The organism is Aquaspirillum sp. LM1 (assembly GCF_002002905.1).
Lineage (GTDB): Bacteria > Pseudomonadota > Gammaproteobacteria > Burkholderiales > Aquaspirillaceae > Rivihabitans.
Window position 1 is genome coordinate 2401598 of record NZ_CP019509.1, and the last position, 24266, is coordinate 2425863.

General features: G+C 62.0%; 20 protein-coding genes and 4 tRNA genes. 13 read left to right on the plus strand and 11 right to left on the minus strand.

The features are described 5' to 3' along the window. The first annotated feature begins 275 nt into the window (after positions 1–275). Positions 276–1421, plus strand: a complete 1146-nt coding sequence (locus BXU06_RS10300) for a DNA cytosine methyltransferase (RefSeq protein WP_077302810.1) — start codon at positions 276–278, stop codon at positions 1419–1421. Then, positions 1418–2377 carry a DUF4928 family protein gene (locus BXU06_RS10305; RefSeq protein ID WP_077299260.1) on the plus strand — a complete coding sequence of 320 codons (960 nt, stop codon included), beginning with the start codon at positions 1418–1420 and terminating at the stop codon, positions 2375–2377. The genes BXU06_RS10300 and BXU06_RS10305 overlap by 4 nt, the downstream gene beginning before the upstream one ends. A gap of 235 nt (positions 2378–2612) precedes the next feature. On the opposite strand, the gene fdhE is transcribed toward BXU06_RS10305, so the two are convergent. The 8 genes from fdhE to folD form a co-directional block, all read right to left on the minus strand. After that, entirely contained in the window at positions 2613–3485 is an 873-nt protein-coding gene (gene fdhE, locus BXU06_RS10310; RefSeq protein WP_171982187.1) for a formate dehydrogenase accessory protein FdhE, read from the minus strand. Between the two features lie 121 nt (positions 3486–3606). After that, the gene (gene fdhD / locus BXU06_RS10315) at positions 3607–4485 is read right to left on the minus strand and encodes a formate dehydrogenase accessory sulfurtransferase FdhD (protein WP_077299264.1); all 879 of its coding nucleotides are present in this window, start codon (positions 4483–4485) and stop codon (positions 3607–3609) included. A 54-nt stretch (positions 4486–4539) separates the two neighbouring features. Further along, positions 4540–5160, minus strand: coding sequence for a formate dehydrogenase subunit gamma (locus BXU06_RS10320; RefSeq protein WP_077299266.1), 621 nt, complete (start codon positions 5158–5160; stop codon positions 4540–4542). Then, on the minus strand, positions 5157–6032 hold the full coding sequence (fdxH, locus tag BXU06_RS10325) for a formate dehydrogenase subunit beta (RefSeq protein ID WP_077299268.1): 876 nt from the start codon (positions 6030–6032) through the stop codon (positions 5157–5159). The genes BXU06_RS10320 and fdxH overlap by 4 nt, the downstream gene beginning before the upstream one ends. Before the next feature lie 13 nt (positions 6033–6045). Then, positions 6046–9132 (minus strand): formate dehydrogenase-N subunit alpha, encoded by a 3087-nt coding sequence (fdnG, locus tag BXU06_RS10330; RefSeq protein WP_077299270.1) that lies wholly within the window; start codon positions 9130–9132, stop codon positions 6046–6048. 259 nt (positions 9133–9391) lie between these two features. After that, positions 9392–9556, minus strand: coding sequence for a helix-turn-helix domain-containing protein (locus BXU06_RS10335; protein WP_171982188.1), 165 nt, complete (start codon positions 9554–9556; stop codon positions 9392–9394). Positions 9557–9665: 109 nt separating this feature from the next. Then, positions 9666–10526, minus strand: coding sequence for a formyltetrahydrofolate deformylase (gene purU, locus BXU06_RS10340; protein ID WP_077299274.1), 861 nt, complete (start codon positions 10524–10526; stop codon positions 9666–9668). Between the two features lie 38 nt (positions 10527–10564). Next, the gene (gene folD / locus BXU06_RS10345) at positions 10565–11416 is read right to left on the minus strand and encodes a bifunctional methylenetetrahydrofolate dehydrogenase/methenyltetrahydrofolate cyclohydrolase FolD (protein ID WP_077299276.1); all 852 of its coding nucleotides are present in this window, start codon (positions 11414–11416) and stop codon (positions 10565–10567) included. 183 nt (positions 11417–11599) lie between these two features. On the opposite strand from folD, the gene BXU06_RS10350 reads away from it, so the two are divergent. The 3 genes from BXU06_RS10350 (at position 11600) to BXU06_RS10360 (ending at position 11927) form a co-directional block, all read left to right on the plus strand. Further along, positions 11600–11677, plus strand: a tRNA-Pro gene (locus BXU06_RS10350). A 24-nt stretch (positions 11678–11701) separates the two neighbouring features. Then, positions 11702–11778 (plus strand) — tRNA-Arg (locus tag BXU06_RS10355). A 73-nt stretch (positions 11779–11851) separates the two neighbouring features. Further along, a tRNA-His gene (locus BXU06_RS10360) sits at positions 11852–11927 on the plus strand. Positions 11928–12096: 169 nt separating this feature from the next. Here the strand turns inward: BXU06_RS10360 and BXU06_RS17425 are convergent. The 3 genes from BXU06_RS17425 to BXU06_RS10375 all read right to left on the minus strand — a co-directional run bounded on the left by BXU06_RS17425 (position 12097) and on the right by BXU06_RS10375 (position 16480). Next, entirely contained in the window at positions 12097–12501 is a 405-nt protein-coding gene (locus tag BXU06_RS17425) for a hypothetical protein (RefSeq protein ID WP_150125172.1), read from the minus strand. Positions 12502–12689: 188 nt separating this feature from the next. Next, positions 12690–12765, minus strand: a tRNA-Asn gene (locus tag BXU06_RS10370). A 124-nt stretch (positions 12766–12889) separates the two neighbouring features. Then, entirely contained in the window at positions 12890–16480 is a 3591-nt protein-coding gene (locus BXU06_RS10375; protein WP_077299280.1) for an Rne/Rng family ribonuclease, read from the minus strand. A 698-nt stretch (positions 16481–17178) separates the two neighbouring features. Here BXU06_RS10375 and BXU06_RS10380 point away from each other — a divergent pair. The 8 genes from BXU06_RS10380 to BXU06_RS10415 all read left to right on the plus strand — a co-directional run bounded on the left by BXU06_RS10380 (position 17179) and on the right by BXU06_RS10415 (position 24201). After that, on the plus strand, positions 17179–18114 hold the full coding sequence (locus tag BXU06_RS10380) for an RluA family pseudouridine synthase (protein ID WP_077299282.1): 936 nt from the start codon (positions 17179–17181) through the stop codon (positions 18112–18114). Beyond that, complete coding sequence (locus tag BXU06_RS10385; protein WP_077299284.1) at positions 18111–18788, plus strand: HAD family hydrolase; 678 nt, start codon at positions 18111–18113, stop codon at positions 18786–18788. Before BXU06_RS10380 ends, BXU06_RS10385 begins: the two co-directional genes overlap by 4 nt. Next, the gene (locus tag BXU06_RS10390) at positions 18761–19123 is read left to right on the plus strand and encodes a Rieske 2Fe-2S domain-containing protein (RefSeq protein WP_077299286.1); all 363 of its coding nucleotides are present in this window, start codon (positions 18761–18763) and stop codon (positions 19121–19123) included. Before BXU06_RS10385 ends, BXU06_RS10390 begins: the two co-directional genes overlap by 28 nt. Beyond that, positions 19120–20055, plus strand: coding sequence for a S49 family peptidase (locus tag BXU06_RS10395; protein WP_077299288.1), 936 nt, complete (start codon positions 19120–19122; stop codon positions 20053–20055). The genes BXU06_RS10390 and BXU06_RS10395 overlap by 4 nt, the downstream gene beginning before the upstream one ends. Positions 20056–20089: 34 nt before the next feature. After that, positions 20090–20866, plus strand: a complete 777-nt coding sequence (motD, locus tag BXU06_RS10400) for a flagellar motor protein MotD (RefSeq protein ID WP_077299290.1) — start codon at positions 20090–20092, stop codon at positions 20864–20866. Between the two features lie 193 nt (positions 20867–21059). Then, on the plus strand, positions 21060–22487 hold the full coding sequence (locus BXU06_RS10405) for a circularly permuted type 2 ATP-grasp protein (protein WP_077299292.1): 1428 nt from the start codon (positions 21060–21062) through the stop codon (positions 22485–22487). Then, positions 22487–23398, plus strand: a complete 912-nt coding sequence (locus BXU06_RS10410) for an alpha-E domain-containing protein (protein ID WP_077299294.1) — start codon at positions 22487–22489, stop codon at positions 23396–23398. Before BXU06_RS10405 ends, BXU06_RS10410 begins: the two co-directional genes overlap by 1 nt. Next, positions 23395–24201 (plus strand): transglutaminase family protein, encoded by an 807-nt coding sequence (locus BXU06_RS10415; protein WP_077299296.1) that lies wholly within the window; start codon positions 23395–23397, stop codon positions 24199–24201. The genes BXU06_RS10410 and BXU06_RS10415 overlap by 4 nt, the downstream gene beginning before the upstream one ends. Positions 24202–24266 lie beyond the last annotated feature (65 nt).

A 24266-nucleotide genomic window follows, 5' to 3' on the forward strand; every position in this document is an offset into this window, starting at 1 on the left:
GGTTTGCCGTGTGCCCCCGGTATCTCGCCACCTGCACATGATGATGCGCCACGGATTCGCCCGACCAATGCACAACACCACGCCAGAACAGCGGAAACGCGCAGCGCACCGCCCCCCTCACGCCTTGCTCTCCTTACCGCGTAGCGCCGTAGGAATCCCCTTTCTTCTGGGAAGAGAGGATGTCAGAATCACTGAATTGTCCATTGCGAGCATCGGCCTGATGGCAGGATAGCGGTGATCCTTGCAGAATCTTGCATCATTTCAAAGAGCAGGTCATGTTGAGTTTTTATGAGTTTTTTGCTGGCGGCGGCATGGCGCGCGCGGGCTTGGGCGCGGGCTGGGAATGTTTATTGGCCAATGATTTTGACCCCAAAAAAGCCGCCAGCTATGCCGCCAACTGGGGCGATGCCGATCTGCGCGTGGGCGATGTTGCGGCCTTGCGCGTGGCTGATCTACCGGGCAAGGCCGACTTGGCCTGGGCATCGTTTCCCTGTCAGGATTTATCGCTGGCTGGCGCGGGTGCCGGTCTGAATGGTTCACGCTCAAGTGCATTCTGGGCGTTCTGGCGCTTGGTGCGTAGCCTGGGTGAGGTTGGGCGGGCACCTGCGCTGGTGGTGCTGGAAAATGTCTGCGGCGCGCTCAGTTCGCATCAGGGGCGTGATTTTGTCGCCTTGGCCGGCGCTTTGGCCGAGGCCGGCTATCGCTTTGGTGCCGTAGTGATCAATGCCGTACATTTTTTGCCACAATCTCGCCCCCGTTTATTCATTATTGGCGTCTTGCATCACCACCCTGTTGCCGCGTATTTGCTGGCGGATGGGCCGGAGGCGGAATGGCACCCGCCAGCATTGATCGACGCCCACGCCAGACTGTCGCCAGCATTGCGTGAGCACTGGATGTGGTGGCGTTTGCCAATACCCGCCCCCAGAACGTCTGTGTTTGCCGATGTGATTGAAGACGCGCCAAGCAGCGTGGCATGGCACTCGGCAGCAGAAACGCACAAGCTGCTGGCCATGATGAGCCCACGCAACCAGGCCAAAGTGGAAGCGGCCCAGCGTAGCGGGCGGCGTATGGTGGGGACCGTGTATCGACGCACCCGCACCGAAGGCCCGCATCAACAAAAAGTACAGCGTGCCGAAATCCGCTTTGACGATGTGGCAGGGTGCTTGCGCACTCCGGGCGGCGGCTCCAGCCGACAAGCCATCATGGTGGTGGAAGGCGAGCAGATTCGATCCCGCCTGCTGTCCGCGCGTGAAGCCGCGCGCTTGATGGGATTGCCGGATAGCTACCGTCTGCCAGCCAATTACAATGACGCCTACCATCTGGCAGGTGATGGCGTGGCCACGCCGGTGGTGCGCTTTCTGGCGCAGTCTATTCTTGAGCCAATTCTGTGCCCGGTAGCCGCAAATAGAAAGGCTGCATGATGTGTGCAAGGGATATTCAAACTGCCTTGGCATCGTTTTACCAAAAGCATCACTTTTCAGGAAAAGGTGCATTGTGCGTTGCTCTCGTGGTCACCCAACACGCTCGCCAATGTGGGCTACCATTGGATGCCACAACCCTGTTAACCGAAGGTGGCGGTCAAGTACTGGGGCTTGGTAAGACTCAAGTGCAGGCCGTGTTGGCTCGTCATGGCATTGAGCGTGTGCTGGCTGCCGAAGGTGGACGCACAAGCCGTGGCAGCATTGGCAATATGCGCGCTTATGTTGAGTTTTTGAATGCACTGGCTGATGCATCTAGCGGGTGTGCCCTTGATATTAATCTCATCGAATCGTTCTGGATGGATAAGGTGCGCGCATTCTTTGCCGCCAAACCCTTCAAAATCCGACTGGATACTTCTCGCAGCCTGCGCATGATGGTGCGCGACGTGTTGACCCAAGCGGAGGAACGACAGAAAGCCTCGCCCGGCATGCAGTACGCAGGAGCAGTACTTCAGCATTTGGTTGGTGCAAAATTGGATTGTGCACTTTCCGCCAGCACAACATCCGGCCCGTTGACGCATCACAGTTTTTCCACGTCTGATGCTCAGTCGGGACGCGCAGGGGATTTTTTACTGGGAGACGTGGCCATCCATGTCACGACGGCACCAGGAGCCGGGGTAATTGCACGCTGTCAGGACAATCTGGATCAAGGGTATCGACCGATGATTGTCACGACGACGCGGGGCTTGACTGCTGCAGAGGTGTTTGCCGACGCGGCAGGTTTGGCTGAACGGATTGATCTTTTCGAGATTGAACAGTTTGTCGCACTGAATTTGTATGAACTGGGTGGGTTTCTCGCAGAAGGGCGTCGGATGGCGGTGCAGGATGTGGTGCAGCGATATAACGAAATCATTGAGGATGTTGAAACGGATCCAAGCCTGAAAATCGAATTTCGTTAAGCCGGCGCTGATTGATTCAGAAAAATCATTTCCACCAAAAGCAAAACCCAGCAAAATCAACACCCTGGATTCCCGCCTTCGCGGGAATGACGATTTTTTCAGCGTTTCCTTAATGCCAGGAGGCGCGCAGCCGCATCATGCGTGCCATTCCTTCGCGCAATACCAGACCAGAACGGACCAGAACGGCGGACGCGCTCGCCGCCGCACCGCCACCATCACGCCTTGCTCTCCTGTATTACGCCTCGTCCGTCCCCAGCAAAAACAGATTGGGCCCGTTGCGCGGGTGGTCGGCCTGGCCCAGCGCCACGTCCAGTGCCAGGCTGGCCAGATCGTCGGCCACCGGGTCCAGCGCCGGGTCTTGCTCCAGGAACAGGATTTTCAGATAGCTGCGGCAGGCATCGCAGGTTTCGGCATGCACCCCAGTGGGGCCGCCTTCCAGTTGCTGGTAGTGAACCTTGCCATCAGAATCACAGGCGGTGCAGCGAGCACGCACCGCGTACCAGCGGGTGTTGCACAGCGAACAGTGCAGATAGCGCAGCTTGCCCAACTTGGCCCCCACCTGGATCACACTGGCCACCGGCGCGCTACCGCAACAGGGACAGTGACTGCCGCCGGCGGGCAGCGGTGCCGGCACCTGGTGGGCCCAGCGGGTCCAGCAGGCTTGCAGGGTGGCGGCCACCAGCAGGCGGGCGGCGGCGTCCTGGCCGGTGGGCTGTTCGCCATGGCCTTGCGCATCCGCCAGCACGCGGGCGGCCAGTGCAGTCAGTTCGGCTGGGGTGGCACTGGCCAGCTGGACAATGGCGGCGCGCACCGGGTCGGGGGCGTGGTCGGCCACCCAGGCACCCAGTGCATGCAGCGCGGTCATCCAGTCGGCGGGCAGAGTGTCGGCCTGGGCCGGCCAGCACGGTGCACCGTGGCCGGGCACGGGGGCAAGCGGTACGTTGAGCTGCTCCTGGGCCAGGCTGAGCTGACCCAGAAACGCCAGCCACGGCCCCAGTGGGTGATTGACCGCCAGTTGTTCAAAACGGGCCGCGCGGCTGCGAAACAGGCCAGCATCGGGAGGCAGGGTGGTTTCCGGGTCGGTGGGGTTAAGCAGGTCGATGGACATGAGGACTCGATAATCAGGTAAGCAAGGCATCCGGCGGCAAGTGTGCTGACCGTCGCCCAGGTGGGCGAGGTTGGGCACGGTGGCCGGTGTGAGGAATGGGCAACATAGTCAGGTTGGACACTTAGCGCAACGTGTCTGCGCTGTCGCCCTCCCGCGCCAGCGGCATGTCGGCCAGCACATGGCTGGCACCGGCATACACCACCAGGCTGTGCTGACGGGCAAAACCCACCAGGGTCAGGCCGCTGCTTTCGGCCAGGCGCACGGCCAGCGCCGTGGGGGCAGACAGGGCCACCAGCGCGCCCATGCCGGCCAGCGCGGTTTTTTGCACCATTTCGTAGCTGGCCCGGCTGGACACCAGGGCAAAGCCCTCGCGGTTGTCTGCGCCCAGACGGGCGCGGGCACCAATCAGCTTGTCCAGCGCATTGTGGCGGCCCACGTCTTCGCGCACCTGGTGGATGACCCCATCGGCGTCTACCCAGGCGGCGGCATGGGCGGCACCGGTGGTCTGGCGCAGCGGCTGATGGCGCTCCAGCGCCTTGACCGCAGCAAATATCCGCGAGGCGGACAAGGCAGCCCCCCGGCTCACTGGCGTCTGGCAGCGGGCTACGCCATCCAGGCTATCTACCCCGCACAGGCCGCAGCCGGTGCGGCCTGCCAACGCCCGACGGCGGTTTTTCAGGGAATGAAACTGACGGCTGGCAATCTCCATCATGATGCTGATCCCGTCAGCGCTGTGTTCAATGTCCAGCCCATAAAGCTGGGATAGGTCGTCCAGAATGCCTTCGCTGAGGCTGAAGCCCAGCGCCAGGTCGTCCAGTTCGGTGGGGGTGGCCAGCATCACCGCGTGGGAGATGCCGTTGTACACCAGGGCCACCGGGGTTTCTTCCACCAGCACGTCAACGGTGCTGCGTTGCCAGCCATCGGCGCACACCCGCCAGACCGGCACATGGCAGGCCTGTTTCGGGGGGGTGAGTGCAGAGGCAAGGTGTTCACGTTGCATGTTGGGCTCCTGCCCGCCCGATCGGGCCAAGGCCAGACCGGGCGGGGTGAGGGATCAGGACTTCTTGCCGGTCATGTCACGATACCAGCGCGGATGGTGTTTTTTTGCCCAGGCATGGGTCACCACGCCCTCCACCATGGCACGGATGGTGCCCTTCACCCACAGTGCGGCGTACACATGGATGATGATGCCGGCAATCAGCGCCACCGCCGAGCTGGCGTGCGCCAGCAGGGCCAGCCGAATCAGCGGAATCGGAAACGACGGGGCAAAGTAGGGCCGCCAGATGATAAAGCCGGAAATCAGCAGCACCGCCATGCACGCGCACATCAGCCAGAACATGCCTTTTTGCCCGCCGTTGTACTTGCCGATGTCGCCCACTTCGTTGCCCTTCATCACCTCTTTGACCGACTTCATCCACTTGACGTCTTCAGATGTGATCAGGTTGTGATGCCAGTAGCGGAAAAACTGTCGGGCAAAGGCCAGAAACATCACCACGCCAACAAACGGGTGGACAATGCGCGCCAGCTGCGGTGTGCCAAATACGCCGGTCAGCCAGAAGAATGCCGGGTAAAAGAACGCCAGGCCAGAAATGGCCAGCAGCACAAAGCATACGGCAACCACCCAGTGATTGATGCGCTCCGGGGCCGAGTAACGTTGGATCAGTTGTTCTTTCACTTGCGGTTCTCCTCGTGGTCTTCGTCATCCGGACGGTTCGGGCCGACGGTGATGTAGTGGAAGAAGCCAAACAGCCCGGCGGCGGCAATGCCCAGGGTGGCCAGCGGCTTGAGCAGGCCTTTCCACAGGCTGACCGTGGTGCTGATGGCCGGGTCCTTGGGCAGGTTGCTGTACAGCTCGGGCTGGTCAGCGTGATGCAGCACGTACATCACATGGGTGCCGCCCACGCCTTCCGGATCGTACAGGCCGGCGTGCTGGTAGCCCCGGTTTTTCAGGTCGGCGATGCGCACAGAGGCGACTTCTTTCATGTCCTCTTTGCTGCCAAACTGAATCGCCCCGGTCGGGCAGGTTTTCACGCAGGCCGGCTCTTGGCCCACCGCCACGCGGTCGGAGCACAGGCTGCACTTGTAGGCCTTGTTGTCCGCCGGGCTCAGGCGCGGCACGTTGAACGGGCAGCCAGACACGCAGTAGCCGCAGCCAATGCAGTTTTCCTGGTGAAAATCGACAATGCCATTCTTGTACTGAATGATGGCACCCGGCGAGGGACAGGCTTTCAGGCAGCCGGGGTCGGCGCAGTGCATGCAGCCGTCCTTGCGGATCAGCCATTCCAGCTTGCCGTTGGCTTCGGTTTCGGCAAAGCGCATCACCGTCCACGCCTGGGCGGACAGATCGGTCGGGTTGTCGTACACGCCGACGCAGGAACCCACTTCCTCACGCAGGTCGTTCCATTCGGAACAGGCCACCTGGCAGGCCTTGCAGCCGATGCAGGTGGACACGTCAATCAGCTTGGCCACTTCCACCGGGGTCCGCGCTTGCGGGGTGGCGGTCGGGGTGGCCGAGCGACGCAGGATATCAAGAGATTGCAGAGCCATGGTTATGCGCGCCTCATGCCTTTTCGATGTTCACCAGGAACGATTTATATTCAGGCGTTTGCGTATTGCAGTCACCCACGAACGGCGGCAGGACATTGGTCAGAAAGCCCTTTTTCGCCACGCCTTCCCAGCCCCAGTGCAGCGGAATGCCGATCTGATGCACGGTCTGGTTGTTCACCGTCAGCGGCTTCACCCGCTTGGTCACCACCGCCTTGGCCTTGATAAAGCCGCGCTTGGAGCTCACCTTGACCCAGTCGCCCTGGCCGATGCCTTTTTCCTTGGCCAGTTGTTCGCTGATTTCAACAAACTGTTCTGGCTGGGCAATGGCGCTGAGCTTCACCGACTTGGTCCAGAACTGGAAATGCTCGGTCAGCCGGTAGGTGGTGCCCACATACGGGAAGTCCTTGGCCGTGCCCAGGCGCGCGCGGTCGCCCTTGAAGATGCGCACTGCCGGGCTGGTGCTCACCTTGGGGTGCAGCGGGTTGGCGCCAATCGGGCTTTCCATCGGCTCGTAGTGCTCGGGGAAGGGGCCATCCACCAGCTTGTCCACGGCAAACAGCCGGCCCACGCCTTCGTGGTTCATGATGAACGGGTTCATGCCGGAATCCGGCGCGGCGTCGATCTTGAAGTCGGGCACGTCGGCACCCACCCATTTTTCGCCGTTCCAGCTGATCAGCTTGCGCTTGGGGTCCCACGGCTTGCCAGCGGGGTCACACGAGGCGCGGTTGTACAAAATCCGCCGGTTGGCCGGCCACGCCCACGCCCAGGCCGGGGTGTTGCCGCAGCCGGCATCGGTATTGTCGCGCCGTGCCATCTGGTTGCCGGCTTGCGTCCAGCAGCCAGAGAAAATCCAGCAGGCGCTCATGGTGCTGCCGTCGTCGCGCAGCAGGGCAAAGCCGGGCAGTTGCTCACCTTTTTTGGCCAGTTGCTTGGTCGGGTCTTTCGGGTCGAACAGGTCGGTCAGTGCGCGGCCATTCATTTCCTTGGCCAGCTCTTCCGGCAGCGGATTTTTCGGGTCGCGGTACGGCCAAGCCAGATTGAGGATTGGCTCGGCCCCCTTGCCGCCATCTTTTTTGTACAGCTCGCGCAGGGTGGTGAACAGCTCGCCCAGGATTTCCGTGTCGGCCTTGGCTTCACCCGGCGCGTCCGCGCCCTTCCAGTGCCATTGCAGCCAGCGGCTGGAATTGACGATGGAGCCGTCTTCTTCGGCAAAGCAGGTGGACGGCAGGCGGAAAACTTCGGTCTGGATCTTGCTCGGGTCGGTTGGGTTGGATTCGCCGTGGTTTTGCCAGAAGGTGGACGTCTCGGTGCCGATCGGGTCGATGATGACCATATACTTCAGCTTGGAAAATGCCTCGCGTACCTTGTTGACATCCGGGAACGACGCCAGCGGGTTAAAGCCCTGGACAATAAAGCCGTTCATCTTGCCCTGGTGCATCAGCTCGACCATGTGCAGCACGTCGTAGAGCTTGTCCCACTTGGGCAGCCAGTCGTAGCCCCAGTTGTTCTCGGCGGTGGCTTTGTCGCCCCAGAACCATTTCATCAGGCTGACCAAGAATTTGGGGGTGTTCGACCAGTAGTTCAGCTGATCCGGGCGCACCGCCTTGGGCGTGGTTTTTTCCAGATAGTCGGCCAGGGTCGGGTGCTGGGTTTCATTGGGCAGGGTCAGGTAGCCCGGCAGCGCGGTGGACAGCAGGCCCAGGTCGGACAAGCCCTGGATATTGGAGTGGCCGCGCAGTGCGTTGACGCCGCCGCCCGGCATGCCAATATTGCCCAGCAAGAGCTGGATCATCGCCATGGTGCGGATGTTTTGCGAGCCAACGGTGTGCTGGGTCCAGCCCAGTGCGTACAGAATGGTGCCCACTTTGTTGGGCTGGGCGGTTTCGCCCAGATGCTGACACACCGCCAGGAAGCCTTCTTTCGGGCTGCCGGTCAGGCTGGTGACCAGTTCCGGGGTGTAGCGCGAGAAGTGCGCTTTCATCAGGTTCCACACGCAGCGCGGATGGGCCAGGGTCGGGTCGGTCTTGGCCATGCCCTGCTCGTCCAGCTCGTAGTTCCAGCTGCTGCGGTCGTACTTGCTTTTCTCGGCGTCAAAGCCGGAGAACAGCCCTTCGTCAAAGCTGTAGCCTTCTTTGACGATCAGGCTGGCGTTGGTGTAGGCCTTGACGTAATCCCAGTGGATTTTGTCGTTGTTGACCAGCCAATTGATGATGCCGCCCAGGAAGACAATATCCGAGCCAGCGCGGATCGGCACGTATTGGTCGGCCACGGCGGCGGTGCGGTTAAAGCGCGGATCGACCACGATCAGCTTGGCACCGCGCTGTTTTTTCGCCTCAATCGCCCACTTGAAGCCCACCGGGTGCGCTTCGGCGGCGTTGCCGCCCATCACCAGGATGAAATCGGCGTTCTTGATGTCCACCCAGCTATTGGTCATGCCGCCACGGCCATAGCTGGCCGCCAGCGCCGCCACGGTCGGGCCGTGGCACACCCGCGCTTGCGCGTCGGTGGCGACAATGCCCAGCGCGCGCATCACTTTTTGCGTGAGGATGCCGGTTTCGTTAGAGGCGGCAGAGGCGGTGAGCATGCCGGTGGTCAGCCAGCGGTTGACCGGCACGCCGGCATCATTTTTTTCCAGCAGGTTGGCATCGCGGTCGGCCTTGATGTGCTTGGCCACTCGCTCGATGGCCTCGTGCCAGCTGATGCGCTTCCATTGGTTGCTGCCGGCTTCGCGCACTTCCGGGTATTTCAGTCGGCCAGGGCTATGCACAAAGTCCAGCAGGCCGGCACCCTTGGGGCACAGCGAGCCACGGCTGACCGGGTGGTCCGGATCGCCTTCGATGTGGATGATTTCGGCCTTGGCGTTTTTCGCGCCGTCGCCCAGGCTGTACATCAACAGGCCACAGCCCACCGAGCAATAGGTACAGGTATTGCGCACTTCGGTGGCGCGGCTCAGCTTGTACTGGCGCACCTCGGCCTGCGCGGTGGCCGGGGCCATGCCCATCACCGCCAGGCTGGATGCGCCCATGCCTGCAGCGGAAATCTTGAAAAACTGCCGTCGGCTGACTGAGACGCCAGCGACAGCGGTGTGATGGTTATCCATACATCTCCTCCTGGTTTTTGCCCACGGTGCGGACCCATGCTCACGCGCCGTTGGGGATCAGGAAGGACGTTCTGGCCGCCGGTGCAGCCAGGGGGGCGTCCTTCCGAAGCGGGACGCCCATAAGCAGAAGCCATGCCACCTTAAAACCCTTTCAATATCATGGGTTTGGCTTGGGCACCTCAGGAGAGACTACGGTTTGCCGGGTCATTTTGGCTGGCGCGGGGACAAAATGACCCGGCAGGGCAGTGCTAAAGCCCAGTCAGTCATTTCTGCACAGGCGGATGTTGATTTTGCGCGGGAAGGGGAGGGTGAACACCAGAGCCGGGTTGAACACGAAGTGGTACAACCCGGCGAAGCGGCGCATGTGGCGCGGCGCTTCGCCGTTGGGCATGAATGCGTATTTGAAGGCTTGAAGACGCGGCATGACGGCATTCATACGCTTGGCCCATGCATAAAAACACGAGATCCGGCCCGGATGAACAGCCTGAAAGCAGGCGTGTCCCCCCGGACGAAAGGCGCGCGCGGCGGCCCTCTCAGTCGAAAATCACGGTTTTGTTGGCATAGGCCAGAATGCGGTTTTCGATATGCCAGCGCACCGCGCGCGACAACACCACTTTTTCCAGGTCGCGGCCTTTTTGCACCAGGTCTTCAACATCATCACGGTGAGAAATCCGGGTGACTTCCTGCTCGATGATCGGACCATCGTCGAGTACGGCGGTGACATAGTGGCTGGTGGCACCAATCAGCTTCACACCCCGGGCAAATGCACGGTGATACGGCTTGGCACCGTCAAATGCCGGCAGGAAGGAATGGTGGATATTGATCACCTGATTGGGGAAGCGCTCGACAAATGCCGGTGACAGCACTTGCATATAGCGCGCCAGCACAATGAAATCCACCTGAGCGTCTTCCAGTAGCTGCCATTGCAGCGCTTCCATTTCGGCCTTGTTGTCGCGGGTGACTGGCACGACATGGAAGGGAATGCCGTTGAATTCCACCAGGCGGCGGCAGTCTTCGTGGTTGGAAATCACCAGGGCGATGTCGCAGTTGAGCTCGCCAATGCGCCAGCGGTGCATCAGGTCTACCAGGCAGTGTTCGTATTTGGAGACAAACAGCGCCATGCGCGGCTTCTTGCTGGACAAGGTAACGCGCCAGGTCATCTGGTTTTCGTCAGCGATGGGCTGAAACGCGGCGGCAAAGCTTTCCATTGGCAGGGTAAAGCTGCTCAGATCCCATTCGACACGCATCAGGAACAGGTTTTCGCTGGAATCCTGATGCTGGTCGGCGTGCAGGATGTTGGCGTTGTAGGCCATCAGGAAGTTGGCGATAGTGGCCACCAGCCCCTTGCGGTCAGGACAACTGATCAACAGGGTTGCGGAGTTGCGCTCGGACATGATTTAGGTTTTTCGTCAGCAATCGGTCAAAAAACGGCTCAGGCGTGCAGATTGGCCGAGTCCAGGGTGTTTTGCAGCAGGGTGGCCACCGTCATCAGGCCCACGCCGCCCGGCACTGGGGTGATCCAGCTGGCGCGCTCGCTGGCGGCGGCAAAGTCCACATCGCCCACCACCTTGCCATCCGGCAGACGGTTGATGCCCACGTCCACCACCACGGCCCCTTCCTTGATCCAGTCGCCCGGCACAAAGCCCGGCTTGCCCACCGCGGCCACCACAATATCAGCGCGGCGCACTTCGGCGGCCAGGTCAGCGGTGGCGCTGTGGCAGACGGTGACGGTAGCACGCGCCAGCAACAGCTCCAGCGCCATTGGCCGGCCCACGATATTGGAAGCACCAATGATCACCGCGTGCTTGCCCTTGGGGTCGATGCCGGACATTTCCAGCATGGTCATCACCCCGCGCGGGGTACACGGGCGCAGCAGCGGCATTTTCAGCGCCAGGCGGCCGATGTTATAGGGGTGAAAGCCGTCCACGTCTTTTTTCGGGTCGATGCGCTCAATCACCGCATCGGCGTCGATATGCGCCGGCAGCGGCAATTGCACCAGAATGCCATCGATTTCCGGGTCGGCGTTGACCTGGTCAACAATGGCCAGCAGTTCAGCCTGAGTGGTGCTGGCCGGCAGGTCAAACGCCACCGAACGGATGCCGACTTTTTCGCACGAGCGCTTTTTGTTGCGCACATAGATTTCCGAGGCCGGATTATTGCCCACCAGTACCACGGCCAGCGCGGGCGCGCGCCGACCAGCCGCCAGCCGGGCATCCACACCGGCTTTGACGCGAGTAAGCAGGGCTTCGGAAATGGTTTTGCCGTCAATCAGCTGAGCTGCCATGATGTGGATTCTTTCCCAAAATGTTCGTATGCAAAAACAGGATTTTCGCATTGTTGGGTGGCGCGGCTCAACCCTATCTCGGCGTGTCGTGGGTCGGCAGCAGATAAAGCGCCTACCCTGAGGTTTTTTACACCAGGGTGTTGACAGGTAGCCAGAGGCTGCGTATAGTTACGTTCTCTTGTTCGGGGTGTAGCGCAGCCTGGTTAGCGCACCTGATTTGGGATCAGGGGGTCGTGAGTTCGAATCCCACCACCCCGACCATTTGAAGCTGCGACCGACCGTTGAGCGCCCGTAGCTCAACCGGATAGAGCATCGGCCTTCTAAGCCGGCGGTTACAGGTTCGATTCCTGTCGGGCGCGCCAGTGCGGACAAGCAGGATTTTTATCTGAATTTACGCTGAAACAGTCAGTCGAGTAAGTCAGATCAGTTTATGTGGTGGATATAGCTCAGTTGGTAGAGTCCCGGATTGTGATTCCGGCTGTCGTGGGTTCGAGTCCCATTATCCACCCCAAGCATTAAAGGGCTTGCAGCGATGCAAGCCCTTTTTGCGTGCGCGCTAGCCAGATAGCCCGATTCCCCCTGGCGACTCTCCCTAGGGGTCCGGATACCTCATCTTAACCTTGCAGCCTCCCTTGTTTTTTCATCCGACCTTGCCGCGAAAGCGCGCTCTGGTCATTGACCTAGCTTATCTCATCCAGCCACACCCGCAAACGCCCGGTACCTCGAGTATGCTTGCGCTGGCAAACCAACTTGTCTTGACCAGAAGATTGCGCCGTTGAGCTCAGATAAAATCCATCTACCGGGTAGGCACTCGGGATGTATGTACCCGCTTGGGCTGGCCACTGATTCGGGGTGTGATGAATCCGGAAGGCGCGGTCTTCGCGAGCAATCTGGTAAGTACCTTTCCACACCCGACCTTGTTCGTCCTCCCATTGATAGTGTCCATTGCCACTGAGCTGCAACTCCAGCGTGGCACAGCGCCAGTAGCCAATAAATACCGGGTTCTGCTGACCACAGGCCAGCAGGGCAGGAAAAAGAAGCAAGGAGGTCAGCAGACCCAAAAAACGTAATAAGGAACGAGGCATACTTAGCCACATATAGGGTGGGTTTGATTGGAAACGATAACGTCCTAAAGACAATAGCATGAAACGCGACACAGAGCGACGCCTAAACGGCCTATACAGGCCAAAGCTATCGTAGTTTTACTTAGGTTAGCAGGAAAAAGACACAAAAAAAACGCCAACACAGCTGTGTTGGCGTTTTTTCTTAATGCTGGCTCCTCGACCTGGGCTCGAACCAGGGACCTGCGGATTAACAGTCCGTCGCTCTACCGACTGAGCTATCGAGGAATCGAGAACAAGATATTACTGAATTCAGACAGTTTGGTCAAGGCTTTTTTGCAAAAACTTGCTCACATCTGCTGTTGTGGCCATTTTGCCCGCTGATGCAGCGGCAAAATGGCCACAACCAGGGTCAGCGAGTTTCGACCTGCACCATCGCAGCCGCTTCTTCAGTGGCAGCGTGCACCACCCGATTCGCCCGACGAGCCTGCTCTGGCAGCGGCAGGCTTGCGCTGACTTCTACCGGCGCAATCAGCGATGCGGTTTCCACCTGTTGCAGCACATTCTCGGCGGTGTGTACTGCGGCACCAGCCTGCAGATCGGCGCGGCGACGACGCGACGGCAAGGTGGGTTCTGTCGCCACCGGCGCAGCATCTTGCACCTGCGTGGTCACCAGAATCAGCCCGCCCAGATCCAGCGGCGACTCCATGACGGCAGGGGCCGGCGCAGCCACAGGCAGCGTCACCGGCACGGCTTCCGCCGGAGCAACGGTCTCCACTGGCACCTCTGCAACGGCCTCCACCACGACGCTAGCGTCTGCTGCCGGTTCAGCCGGTTCGGCCACCAGGGCAATCGCTTCAGCCACACTGACTGGCGCAGCCATGGCTGCGCCAGTCAGGCGGGTTTCCAGGGCAACCGACACGGTAGCCGGCAAGGGTTCCGCCTCGGCAGTGACGGGTTCCGGGATGACAGCCGGTGCAGGAGCAGCGTCTACCTGGCTGATCACCGCTGTCGTCACGGCATCGACCTGGGTTTCCACTTGCACCAGCACCGGGCTATCGTCTTGTGCAGACTGAACCACGACAGCAGGTTCCACCGGGGCCGCACGCAGGATTTCGGCAACGTTGGTCGTCGGCGCGACAGGGATGACGACAGGGTCGTCAGCACGGGTTTCCACCATGACCATGACCGGTTCAACGGGTGCTGCCGGCATCGCTTCGGCAACTGCAACGGACACAGAAGCAGCAGGCATGCTCGGAGCAATCGGCGCGACCGGGGCAACGGCCTCGACCGCAACCGGCGCGGCGTCGACGCTGACCGGGAGGCTGTCTGCCGGTGCAGCAGGGGCAAGCTCTTCTGGAACCGGTGCGGGCTCAAGCACTGGTGTGGCCATCACGGGGGTTGGCAGGACGGCCACCGCCGGGCTGTCTGCTGCCACGGCAGCGGGCACTTCGACGGCATCCGCCACACTGGCAGCAACCACGCTGGCGACGGCGGCAACGGCCAGCGGCGCAATGTGTTCGCTTGCGTCAGCGACCACGGCGTTTTCCTGACCTTCCACCGCAGCGGCGTCATCACGACGGCGTTCGCCACCCCGACGGCCACGACGGCGACGGCTGCGCTGTTCCGGGCGTTCGCCGGCTTCGCTTGGCACGCCATCCGGGCTGGCGGCTTCCAGCGCCGCCACTTCGGCCTGGCGCGGCTCCAGTGCGTCTACTGCCGGGGTGTCAACGACTTCAGGTGCATTGACTTCTGGCTGGCGACGGCGGCGTTCCGGACGTTCCGGGCGCTCACTGCGGTTTGCGTCACTGCTCGGGCGTTCGCCACGCGGTTCGCGTGGTTCACGGGCTTCGCGTGGGGGTTGTTCACGGGCTTCGCGTTCCTCGCGCTCACGCATTTCATGGCGCAGGGCCTGGCGTTCCGGACGAGACGGGCGTTCGTTGCGTTCCGGACGTTCACCACGCTCCGGGCGTTCGCCGCGTTCAGCACGCGGGGCGCGCGGCTCACGTTCAGCGCGCGGCTCGTTGCTGTCGCGTTCCGGGCGAGGGCTGGCATCGTCACGGCGGCGAGGTGCCTGACCGTCTTCGTTGCGACTGCGGTTCGGACGGCGGTCACGGCGGCCACCCTGGCCGGCATTGCCTTCGCGGCGCGGGTTGGCGGCAGCCGGTTTGACGGGTTCTGCCACCGGAACCGGAGCCGGCGCTTCGGTGGTGAACAGCGACTTCACCCAACCCACCAGACGGGCCATCACCCCTGGCTGGGCTGGCTTAGTCACCACCGGGGCGGGCTGGCGGGCTGCCGGAGCCGGGCGACTGGCCGGAGCCGCCGGTGCTACTGCTGCAGCCACAGCGGGCGCAGCCGCCGCGCTGGCTTCCTGGTCACGCACGGACACCGGGGCGGGCTGCGACGGCGTAATACCCTGCACTGCCGCCTGCTGGCGCTCTGGCTTGGCTTTTTCCTGCTGGGCCGAGGTATAGGCGCTGTCTTCGCTGGGCGCTTCTACCATCTTGTAGCTGGGTTCCTCGCCTTCCGGCAGATCTTCGGCGCGCAGGCGCACAATCTTGTAGTGCGGGGTTTCCAGATGGATGTTTGGAATCAGCACCACGCTGACCTTCAGCCGCGCTTCCACGGTAAACAGGTCGGCGCGCTTTTCATTGAGCAGGAAGGTGGCCACGTCCACCGGCACCTGGGCATGCACGGCGCTGGTGTTGTCCTTCATTGCCTCTTCCTGAATGATGCGCAGGATGTGCAGGGCGGAGGATTCGATGCCACGGATAAAGCCGGTACCATGGCAGCGCGGGCACGGCATGTGGCTGCTTTCGCCCAGGCTGGGCTGCAGGCGCTGGCGCGACAACTCCAAGAGGCCAAAGCGCGACAGCTTGCCCATCTGCACGCGGGCGCGGTCGGTTTTCAGCGCTTCGCGCAGGCGGTTTTCCACTTCGCGCTGGTTTTTCGGGTTTTCCATGTCGATGAAATCGATCACGATCAACCCGCCCAGGTCGCGCAGGCGCAGCTGCCGGGCAATTTCGTCGGCGGCTTCCAGGTTGGTGTTCAGCGCGGTGGTCTCAATGTCGCTGCCCTTGGTGGCGCGCGCCGAGTTGACATCCACCGACACCAGCGCTTCGGTGTGGTCGATGACAATGGCACCGCCAGACGGCAGGGTGACGGCGCGGGAAAACGCGGTTTCGATCTGGTGTTCGATCTGGAAACGCGAGAACAGCGGCACGTCGTCCTTGTAGAGCTTGACCCGGTTGACGTTGCCCGGCATCACATGGCTCATGAACTGGCGGGCCTGATTGTGAATTTCTTCGGTATCAATCAGGATCTCGCCAATGTCTGGCTGGAAGTAGTCGCGGATGGCGCGAATCACCAGGCTGCCTTCCTGGAAAATCAGGAATGGCGCGTTTTGCGCACCGGCAGCGCTTTCGATGGCGGTCCACAGTTGCAGCAGGTAGTTCAGGTCCCACTGCAGTTCTTCCAGCGTGCGGCCAATGCCGGCGGTGCGGGCAATCAGGCTCATGCCGGCCGGGCTTTCCAGCTGGGCCAGCAGTTCGCGCAGTTCGTTGCGCTCTTCGCCTTCAATGCGGCGCGACACGCCGCCGCCACGCGGATTGTTGGGCATCAGCACCAGATAGCGGCCCGCCAGGCTGACGTAGGTGGTCAGGGCGGCACCCTTGTTGCCGCGCTCGTCCTTCTCCACCTGAACAATCAGCTCCTGGCCTTCTCGCAGCACATCCTGAATGCGCGGGCGACCACCGTCAAACTGACGGAAATAGGCGCGGGAGACTTCCTTGAACGGCAAAAAACCATGACGCTCGGTGCCGTAGTCGACAAAGCAGGCTTCCAGCGAGGGCTCGATGCGGGTGATCACGCCCTTGTAGATATTGCCCTTCTTTTGCTCCTTGCCGACGGTCTCGATATCAAGGTCAATGAGCTTTTGCCCATCCACGATGGCAACGCGCAGCTCTTCAGCCTGCGTTGCGTTGAATAACATGCGTTTCATAAATTTTCCTGCGCGGCACTCACGCAGGGGTTGGCCTGGTTTCAGCGGCCAACGGCACCTGATATCTCCACTGCAGGCCGGCAACGGGCCGGCGCAGCGCCCGGCAGAAGACGGGCCTGGACAGGCAATCCGGGCACACCGGCCCTGCCGCCATGGCAGAACCTGTGTGCCCGACCGGAAATATCAGTGCACGGTGCAGCAAGTTTTCGACAGCCCGTCTGGAGGGCATTCACCGAAGGAAGTCTTCACTAAAGAGCAATACGGCATGAGGTCAGCCGACTTTCCTGTCTTCGCGGTGCCGAAAAGGTGCGGAATCTCGCCCGTTGACAGCGGGCAATCTTTTCAATGGGCCCACCCTGACAATAAGGTTTCAACAAGGGGCAGGCACGAAATAACGTTTTTGGGCAACCGCGTCGGGTCAAACTTTGCTGCATGGTTTTCCGGCGGGCTTGGTCGCCGGAAAACGGAATTCTGGTGAGTGCGTATTGCGCGTAAATGCTTTACCATCGCTGCTTTTCGGTGAGCGAGACAACCGTGTCGCCGCCGCATGGACGATGCCGATCAAGGTGCGTTCTGCGCACGTCTTCGGCCACCGCGTCGGGGCGATGAGGCGACAAGAGTCTGGTGTTTCCCGAACTTATTCACCGGGGATTCACGGGTTATCCACAACCCGCCCCGGTTCGCGAAGTATAAGCAAAATGACAGACTTGCGTAAAGACTCCGTCACCTTTGTGACGGTGGACGATGCCGGGCACGACCAGCGCATCGACAATTTCCTGCTCCGACTCCTCAAAGGCGTGCCCAAAAGCCATGTCTACCGGATTTTGCGCAGTGGTGAAGTACGGGTCAACAAAGGCCGGATTGACGCCAGTTACCGGCTGCGCGAAGGCGATGTGCTGCGCATTCCGCCGGTGCGGGTGGCCAGCGCCGATCCGGCTGCCCGCCCGGCCCCCGCGCAGGAGTTCGCCATCATCTACGAAGACGAGGCGCTGCTGGTAATCAACAAACCGGCAGGGGTGGCCGTACACGGCGGCTCCGGCGTATCGTTCGGGGTGATTGAACAACTGCGCGCCGCCCGGCCCGATGCCCGTTTTCTGGAGCTGGTACACCGGCTGGACCGGGAAACCTCCGGGCTGCTGATGCTGGCCAAAAAGCGCTCGGCGCTGGTCAAGCTGCATGAAATGATCCGCGAAAACCGCATGGACAAGCGCTATCAGGCGCTGGGGGTGGGAGACTGGGCGGAGGCGCGCAAGCAGGTGAAGCTGCCGCTGCTGAAATTCAACCTGCCCGACGGGGAACGTCGGGTCAAGGTGTCGGACCAAGGTCAGAGCGCGCACACCAATTTTCATGTGCTCAAGCGCCTGCCCGGCTTTGTGCTGGTGGAAGCCCAGCTGAAAACCGGCCGCACCCACCAGATTCGCGTGCATATGGCCGCCAGCGGGGCCGCCATTGCCGGTGATGAAAAATACGGCGACTTTGCCTATAACCGCAGTCTGCACAAACAAGGCCTCAAGCGCATGTTTCTGCACGCCTGGCGGCTGCGGCTGGACCATCCGCTGACAGGCGTGCCGTTAACGCTGGAAGCGCCGCTGCCCCGCGAACTGCAATCTTTTCTGGATACCCTGAGCGCATGAACCTGCCTGCCGACACTGCCGCCTTCGACCTGATCGTGTTTGACTGGGATGGCACCCTGATGGACTCCACCGCGCACATCACCCGCTCGATCCAGCGCGCCTGTGCCGATCTGGGCCTGCCAGTGCCTGAGCGCAGCCGCGCCAGCCATGTGATTGGCCTGGGACTGGTGGACGCCATGCGCCATGTTTGCCCCGGCCTGCCGTCAGCGCGCTATCAGGACATGGTGGAAGCCTACCGCCACCACTATCTGGCCGGCGATGCCGTGATCGAGCTGTTTGACGGCGTGGCCGCCGCCCTGGCCCACTACCAGCAGCGCGGCGTGCTGCTGGCGGTGGCCACCGGCAAAAGCCGCATCGGCCTGGACCGGGCGATGCAGCACACCGGGCTGACCGACTGCTTTGTCGCCACCCGCACGGTGGACGAGTGCCATTCCAAGCCCCATCCACAGATGCTTGACGATCTCACCCAGGTGCTTGGGGTGGACAAGCGACGCACGCTGATGGTGGGCGACACCACCCACGACCTGCAAATGGCGCTGAATGCCGGCACCTGGGCCGCCGGGGTCAGCTACGGGGCTCACCCGGTAGACGCGCTGCACGCGCTGTCGCCGCTGGGCTGCTTTGATTCATTTGGAGCGCTGGACACATGGCTGAGCCCACGCCTGTCGGCCTGATCGGCCCCAGCGCCGCGCTGGTGAACAGCCAGCCTGGCCTGCGTTTTACCCTGGCCGATGGCCGCCCGGCATTTGCCATCCGCTACCGCGACCGGGTGTACGCCTACCTCAATGCCTGCGCGCATGTGCCGGTGGAGCTGGATCTGGTGGAGGGGGATTTATTTGACCTGTCCGGCCAGTATCTGGTCTGCGCCATGCACGGTGCTTATTATCATCCGGAAAGCGGTGTCTGTCTGGGCGGCCCGTGTCCTGGCCGGCGACTGACGTCGATTGCCATCGAAGAACATGACGGCCAGCTGTGGCTGGCCGGCACTTACACAGGAACACCGCCATGAGCGATCCACAATGGGAACGGCCAGTGCTGGAAAAACTGGCGTTGGCCTCGGTTACCGAACAACGGCGCAGCCGGCAATGGAAGCTGTTTTTTCGCCTGGCCTGGCTGGTACTGGCCATTTTGCTGGTGGTGGGCATCCTGCGCCAGGAAGATGACGGCGAAACCGGGCTGACCGGCGGGGAGCACGCCGCGCTGCTGAACCTGAGCGGTGAAATCAGCACGGAAAACCACACCGCCGAACGCATGATCAAGGGCCTGCAAAAAGCCTTCAAGGACAGTGGCACCCAGGCGGTCATCATCCGTGCCAACAGCCCTGGCGGCAGCCCGGTGCTGTCTGGCATGGTCAACGATGAAATCCGCCGGCTGAAAGCCGAACAGCCGAATATTCCGGTGTATGTGGTGGTGGAAGAAGTTTGCGCCTCTGGCTGCTATTACATCGCGGCGGCGGCGGACAAGATTTTTGTCGATAAGGCCAGCATTGTCGGCTCGATTGGCGTGCTGTCCGATGGCTTTGGTTTTTCTGGTGCCATGGAAAAACTGGGCATCGACCGCCGGCTGATGACCGCCGGCAGCCACAAGGCAATGGCCGACCCATTCTCGCCGCGCAAACCGGAAGACGAAGCCATCCGTCAGGCACTGCTCAATGACATTCACCGCCAGTTCATCGATGTCGTCAAAGCCGGGCGCGGCAAGCGCCTGAAAGACGATCCGGCCATTTTCTCCGGCCTGTACTGGCTGGGTGAAAAAAGCATTCCACTGGGGCTGGTGGACGGTTACGGCACGGTAGACAGCGTGGCGCGTGATCTGGTGAAAACCGAACATGTGCAGGACATCACCCCCGGCGAAGATTTCATCGACCGCTTTGCCAAGCGCTTTGGCGTCGGGCTGTCGCTGGGCCTGCTGCAGGGCAGCCATGCCTTGCAACTGAAGTAATCGACCGAGACCACCATCGAACCAGGGACTGCCCATGCGCCGCCGCCCCCCAGAAGACCCGGATCACCACGAACGCTGGATGGTGTCCTACGCCGACTTTGTCACCCTGCTGTTTGCCTTTTTTGTGGTGATGTACTCCATCTCGTCGATCAACGAGGGCAAGTACAAGCAGATGACCCAGTCGATGATTGCCGCCTTCAACCAGGGGGCAATTGCCCCCAAGCTGCTCGGCCAGTCCGGTAGTGCCAACACCATGGTGGCGGTGGAAGATGCCAAGCCGCTGGCCAGCAAGGTGGCCACCACGCTGAAGCTGCAACAGGATGCGCGGATGAACCAGCTGGCCGCCCAGGTGCGTCAGCTGCTCGACCCGCTGATGCAGCGCGGCCAGGTGCGGGTCACCCAGAGTGAGCTGGGCATTGCGGTGGAAATCAACGACAGCGCGCTGTTTGAATCCGCCCAGGCGGCCCCCTCGCTGGCGTCCAGCGGCTGGCTGGGCCGCCTGGGCGGCGTGCTGCGCGGCTACCCCAACCGCATCCGGGTGGAAGGCTATACCGACGACCGCCCGATCCGCACCAGCACGTATCCGTCCAACTGGGAGCTGTCTGCCGCCCGTGCCGGCAGTGTGGTGCGCCTGTTTGTGGAACATGGCGTCGGCTCCAGCCGGCTGGTGGCCATTGGCCGGGCAGAAAACCGCCCGATTGCCAGCAACGACAGCGCCGAAGGTCGCGCCCGCAACCGGCGGGTGACCATCAGCATTCTGCCGGAAAGCGCCGGCGATGATGCCCTGGTGCCGGCTGGCAAACTGAATTAGCCAGTATGGGCAGCGGTGGCCAGATCGCTGAGTGGCGTATTGTGGCCCTCTGGCGAGGCATGGCTGTGGCGTGACGGTGCAGCACGCACTTTATTGGTGCATGCCGCACTGTCACATTGGTGTCTGTTCACTGCAGACATGGCACGGCGCTTGCTGACTGACAAGCTTAAGCCTGCCTGCCGGATTTGCTGCCATGCCCAGCCTGACCTTGCCCGCTTCGGGGCTATACGACGAAATGTTCGACGCTGCTGCGCCGCGCGCCCATTACGCGCAGTATGCCGACTGGCTGAACAGCCAGAGCGACGAGGCGCTGGCCACCCGGCGCAACGAAGCCGACCTGCTGTTTCGCCGTTACGGCATCACCTTCAGCGTCTGCCGCGACGCCTACGCCCGCGACCGGCAAATTCCGTTCGACATCATCCCGCGCGTGCTGCCGGCCAGCGACTGGGCCGTGCTGGAACGCGGCCTGCGCCAGCGGATGCAGGCGCTGAACGCCTTTTTGCATGATATTTACCACACCCAAGACATTGTCCGCGCCGGGGTGATTCCCGCCGAGCAGGTGCTGGGCAATCCGCTCTACCAGGTGGCCATGCACGGGCTGGCGCTGCCCAACCAGGTGTACGCCCATGTGGCCGGGATTGACATCATCCGCCACGCCGACGGCCAGTTTTATGTGCTGGAAGACAATCTGTGCGTGCCATCCGGGGTCAGCTATATGCTGGAAAGCCGCAAGATGATGCGCCGGCTGTTTCCTGAGCTGTTCACCCGGATGGACATCGCCCCGGTCGAGCATTACCCCAACCTGCTGCTGCAAACCCTGCGCGAAGCCAGCCCGGTGGAACAGCCCACCGTGGTGGTGCTCACCCCTGGCCGGCATAACGCGGCTTACTTCGAGCATGCCTTTCTGGCCCGGCAAATGGGCGTGGAGCTGGTGGAAGGACAGGATTTGCTGGTGAAAAACGACCGGGTGTGGATGCGCACCACCGCCGGGTTGCAGGGCGTGGATGTGATTTACCGGCGCATCGAAGAGGATTTTCTTGATCCACTGGCCGGCAATCCGGAGTCCCTGCTTGGCGTGCCCGGCCTGCTGTCGGTGTACCGCAAGGGCCAGGTGGCGCTGTGCAATGCGCCGGGCACTGGGGTGGCTGATGACAAGTCGGTCTACCCGTTTGTGCCGGACATGATCCGTTTTTACCTGAGCGAAACGCCAATTTTGAATAATGTGCCCACCTGGCAGCTGCGCAAGCCGGACGATCTGGCCTATGCGCTTACCCGCCTGCCCGAGCTGGTGATCAAGGAAGTGCACGGCAGTGGCGGCTACGGCATGCTGATTGGCCCGCTGGCCAGCCGCAGCGAGATTGCCGACTTCCGCCAGCGGATTCTGGCCAAGCCGGCGCATTACATTGCCCAGCCCACCCTGGCGCTGTCCACCTGCCCCACCCTGGTGGAAGCCGGCATTGCCCCGCGCCATGTGGATTTGCGCCCGTTTGTGCTCAGTGGCCGCGACACGCGGATTGTGGCCGGCGGGCTAAGCCGGGTGGCGCTGGAAGCCGGGTCGCTGGTGGTGAATTCCTCTCAGGGCGGTGGCACCAAGGATACCTGGATTGTGGAGAACGCCTGATGTTGTCACGAACTGCTGCCAACCTGTACTGGATGTCCCGCTATCTGGAGCGGGCGGAAAACCTGGCGCGCGTGCTGGACGTCAGCCAGAGCCTGGCGCTGCTCAAACGCAGCACCCACAGCGACGATATGTCTGCCCCGCTGCGGCTGACCGACAGTGAGGCGGAATTTGCCGCCCGCCATGGCGAGGAGATCAATGCGCGCACCCTGTGGGCGTTTCTGGGCTTTTCTGGCCATCCGGCCAGCATTCATTCCTGTTTACTCCAGGCACGGGACAACGCCGATGCCGTGCGCGGCGCGCTGACTGGCGAAATGTGGGAAAACATCCACGCCACCTGGCTGGGCATGCAGGAAGCCGCCCAGCAGCCCCCGGCTGACCTGGCCCGGTTTGGCGACTGGGTGCGCGAACGCTCACACCTGTTTCGCGGCATTACCTACGGCACCATCCACCGTGACGATGCGTATCGCTTCATCCGTCTGGGCACATTTGTCGAACGCGCCGACAATACCGCGCGCCTGCTCAAGCTGCGCTACCGCCACCACCGCGCCGGCATGGCCGATCATTATGCGCTGGTGGCACTGCTGGAGTCGGTCAGCGCCCACGATGCGTATCAGTCGATTTACCACGACACGGTCAGCGCCCCCAAGGTGGCCGAGCTGCTGATTCTCAACCCCGATGTGCCGCGCAGCCTGGCGGCGTGCTTTGGCGAAATCAGCCAGATCGTTGCCCAAATTGCCGGCCCGCGTGGCCGCAACGCCAAAAAACTGGCTGCCGAAATGGCCGCCGCACTGATGTACGGCGACATTCAGGACATTCTGGCCCAGGGCATGCAGAACTATCTGCACCACTTTCTTGGCCAGACCGCCGAACTGGACGCCTTGCTGCACACCGCCTATATGGAGGCGCTATGAAACTGGACATCAGCCACCGCACGGTTTATCGCTACGATGCGCGCATGCGCCATTCCACCCAGTATCTGCGCCTGACGCCATCCAGCTCGCGCCGCCAGCGGGTGCTCAGCTGGCAGCTGGGCCTGCCGGCGCGTGCCTCCAGTGGCCGCGACCCCTATGGCAATTGCCAGCATGTGCTGACGCTGGACTACCCGCACCATGAGATCAGCGTGCTGGCCACCGGCCAGGTGGAAGTGCTGGAGCCACAGTTGGAAGACGATGACGATGGTCTGTCACCCGGGGTGTTTTTGCGGCATACTGCGCTGACGGTCAGCTCACCCGCGCTCACCGAATTTGCCCTGGGCCTGACTGCCGCCGTGGCAGCCCAGCCGCGTCAGGGCTTGTGGAGCCTGATGGAACGGCTGGCCGACGCCATGCCCCTGCGCAGCGGCTATGCCAGCACGCCGCTGTCGGCGGCACAAGCGTTTGAGCAAGCCTGTGGCGACAGCCACGCACTCAGCCACGCCTTTATCAGCGCCGCCCGCCTGCTGGGCAAGCCCGCCCGCCATGTCAGTGGCTATGTGCTGGAGCCACACACCGGCGAAGTCAGCCCGCAGGGCTGGGCCGAAGTCTGGCTGGAAGGGCGCTGGGCCAGTTACGATGTCCAGCACGGTCAGGCTGCCGGCCCCTGCCATGTCAAGCTGGCGGTGGGCATGGACTACCTGGATGCCTGCCCGGTGCGCGGTCAGCGCATGGTGAATCTTGCCAGCGCCGACCCCACCGGGCAGATGCTGCCTGCCGCGCAACAGTCGGCACAACAATAGGCGGAAGAATCTGGCCGGGCAGGTGCCCCTGACCCGGTTTTACCGGATAATGCTGCCACCTCTCA

Excerpts from the sequence above, each read along its gene's own strand:
- BXU06_RS10300 (WP_077302810.1), top strand. The coding sequence starts at position 276 with ATGTTGAGTTTTTATGAGTTTTTTGCTGGCGGCGGCATGGCGCGCGCG.
- BXU06_RS10305 (WP_077299260.1), top strand. The coding sequence starts at position 1,418 with ATGATGTGTGCAAGGGATATTCAAACTGCCTTGGCATCGTTTTACCAA.
- fdhE (WP_171982187.1), bottom strand. The coding sequence starts at position 3,485 with ATGTCCATCGACCTGCTTAACCCCACCGACCCGGAAACCACCCTGCCT.
- fdhD (WP_077299264.1), bottom strand. The coding sequence starts at position 4,485 with ATGCAACGTGAACACCTTGCCTCTGCACTCACCCCCCCGAAACAGGCC.
- fdxH (WP_077299268.1), bottom strand. The coding sequence starts at position 6,032 with ATGGCTCTGCAATCTCTTGATATCCTGCGTCGCTCGGCCACCCCGACC.
- fdnG (WP_077299270.1), bottom strand. The coding sequence starts at position 9,132 with ATGGATAACCATCACACCGCTGTCGCTGGCGTCTCAGTCAGCCGACGG.
- BXU06_RS10335 (WP_171982188.1), bottom strand. The coding sequence starts at position 9,556 with ATGCCGCGTCTTCAAGCCTTCAAATACGCATTCATGCCCAACGGCGAA.
- purU (WP_077299274.1), bottom strand. The coding sequence starts at position 10,526 with ATGTCCGAGCGCAACTCCGCAACCCTGTTGATCAGTTGTCCTGACCGC.
- folD (WP_077299276.1), bottom strand. The coding sequence starts at position 11,416 with ATGGCAGCTCAGCTGATTGACGGCAAAACCATTTCCGAAGCCCTGCTT.
- BXU06_RS17425 (WP_150125172.1), bottom strand. The coding sequence starts at position 12,501 with ATGCCTCGTTCCTTATTACGTTTTTTGGGTCTGCTGACCTCCTTGCTT.
- BXU06_RS10375 (WP_077299280.1), bottom strand. The coding sequence starts at position 16,480 with ATGAAACGCATGTTATTCAACGCAACGCAGGCTGAAGAGCTGCGCGTT.
- BXU06_RS10380 (WP_077299282.1), top strand. The coding sequence starts at position 17,179 with ATGACAGACTTGCGTAAAGACTCCGTCACCTTTGTGACGGTGGACGAT.
- BXU06_RS10385 (WP_077299284.1), top strand. The coding sequence starts at position 18,111 with ATGAACCTGCCTGCCGACACTGCCGCCTTCGACCTGATCGTGTTTGAC.
- BXU06_RS10390 (WP_077299286.1), top strand. The coding sequence starts at position 18,761 with ATGGCTGAGCCCACGCCTGTCGGCCTGATCGGCCCCAGCGCCGCGCTG.
- BXU06_RS10395 (WP_077299288.1), top strand. The coding sequence starts at position 19,120 with ATGAGCGATCCACAATGGGAACGGCCAGTGCTGGAAAAACTGGCGTTG.
- motD (WP_077299290.1), top strand. The coding sequence starts at position 20,090 with ATGCGCCGCCGCCCCCCAGAAGACCCGGATCACCACGAACGCTGGATG.
- BXU06_RS10405 (WP_077299292.1), top strand. The coding sequence starts at position 21,060 with ATGCCCAGCCTGACCTTGCCCGCTTCGGGGCTATACGACGAAATGTTC.
- BXU06_RS10410 (WP_077299294.1), top strand. The coding sequence starts at position 22,487 with ATGTTGTCACGAACTGCTGCCAACCTGTACTGGATGTCCCGCTATCTG.
- BXU06_RS10415 (WP_077299296.1), top strand. The coding sequence starts at position 23,395 with ATGAAACTGGACATCAGCCACCGCACGGTTTATCGCTACGATGCGCGC.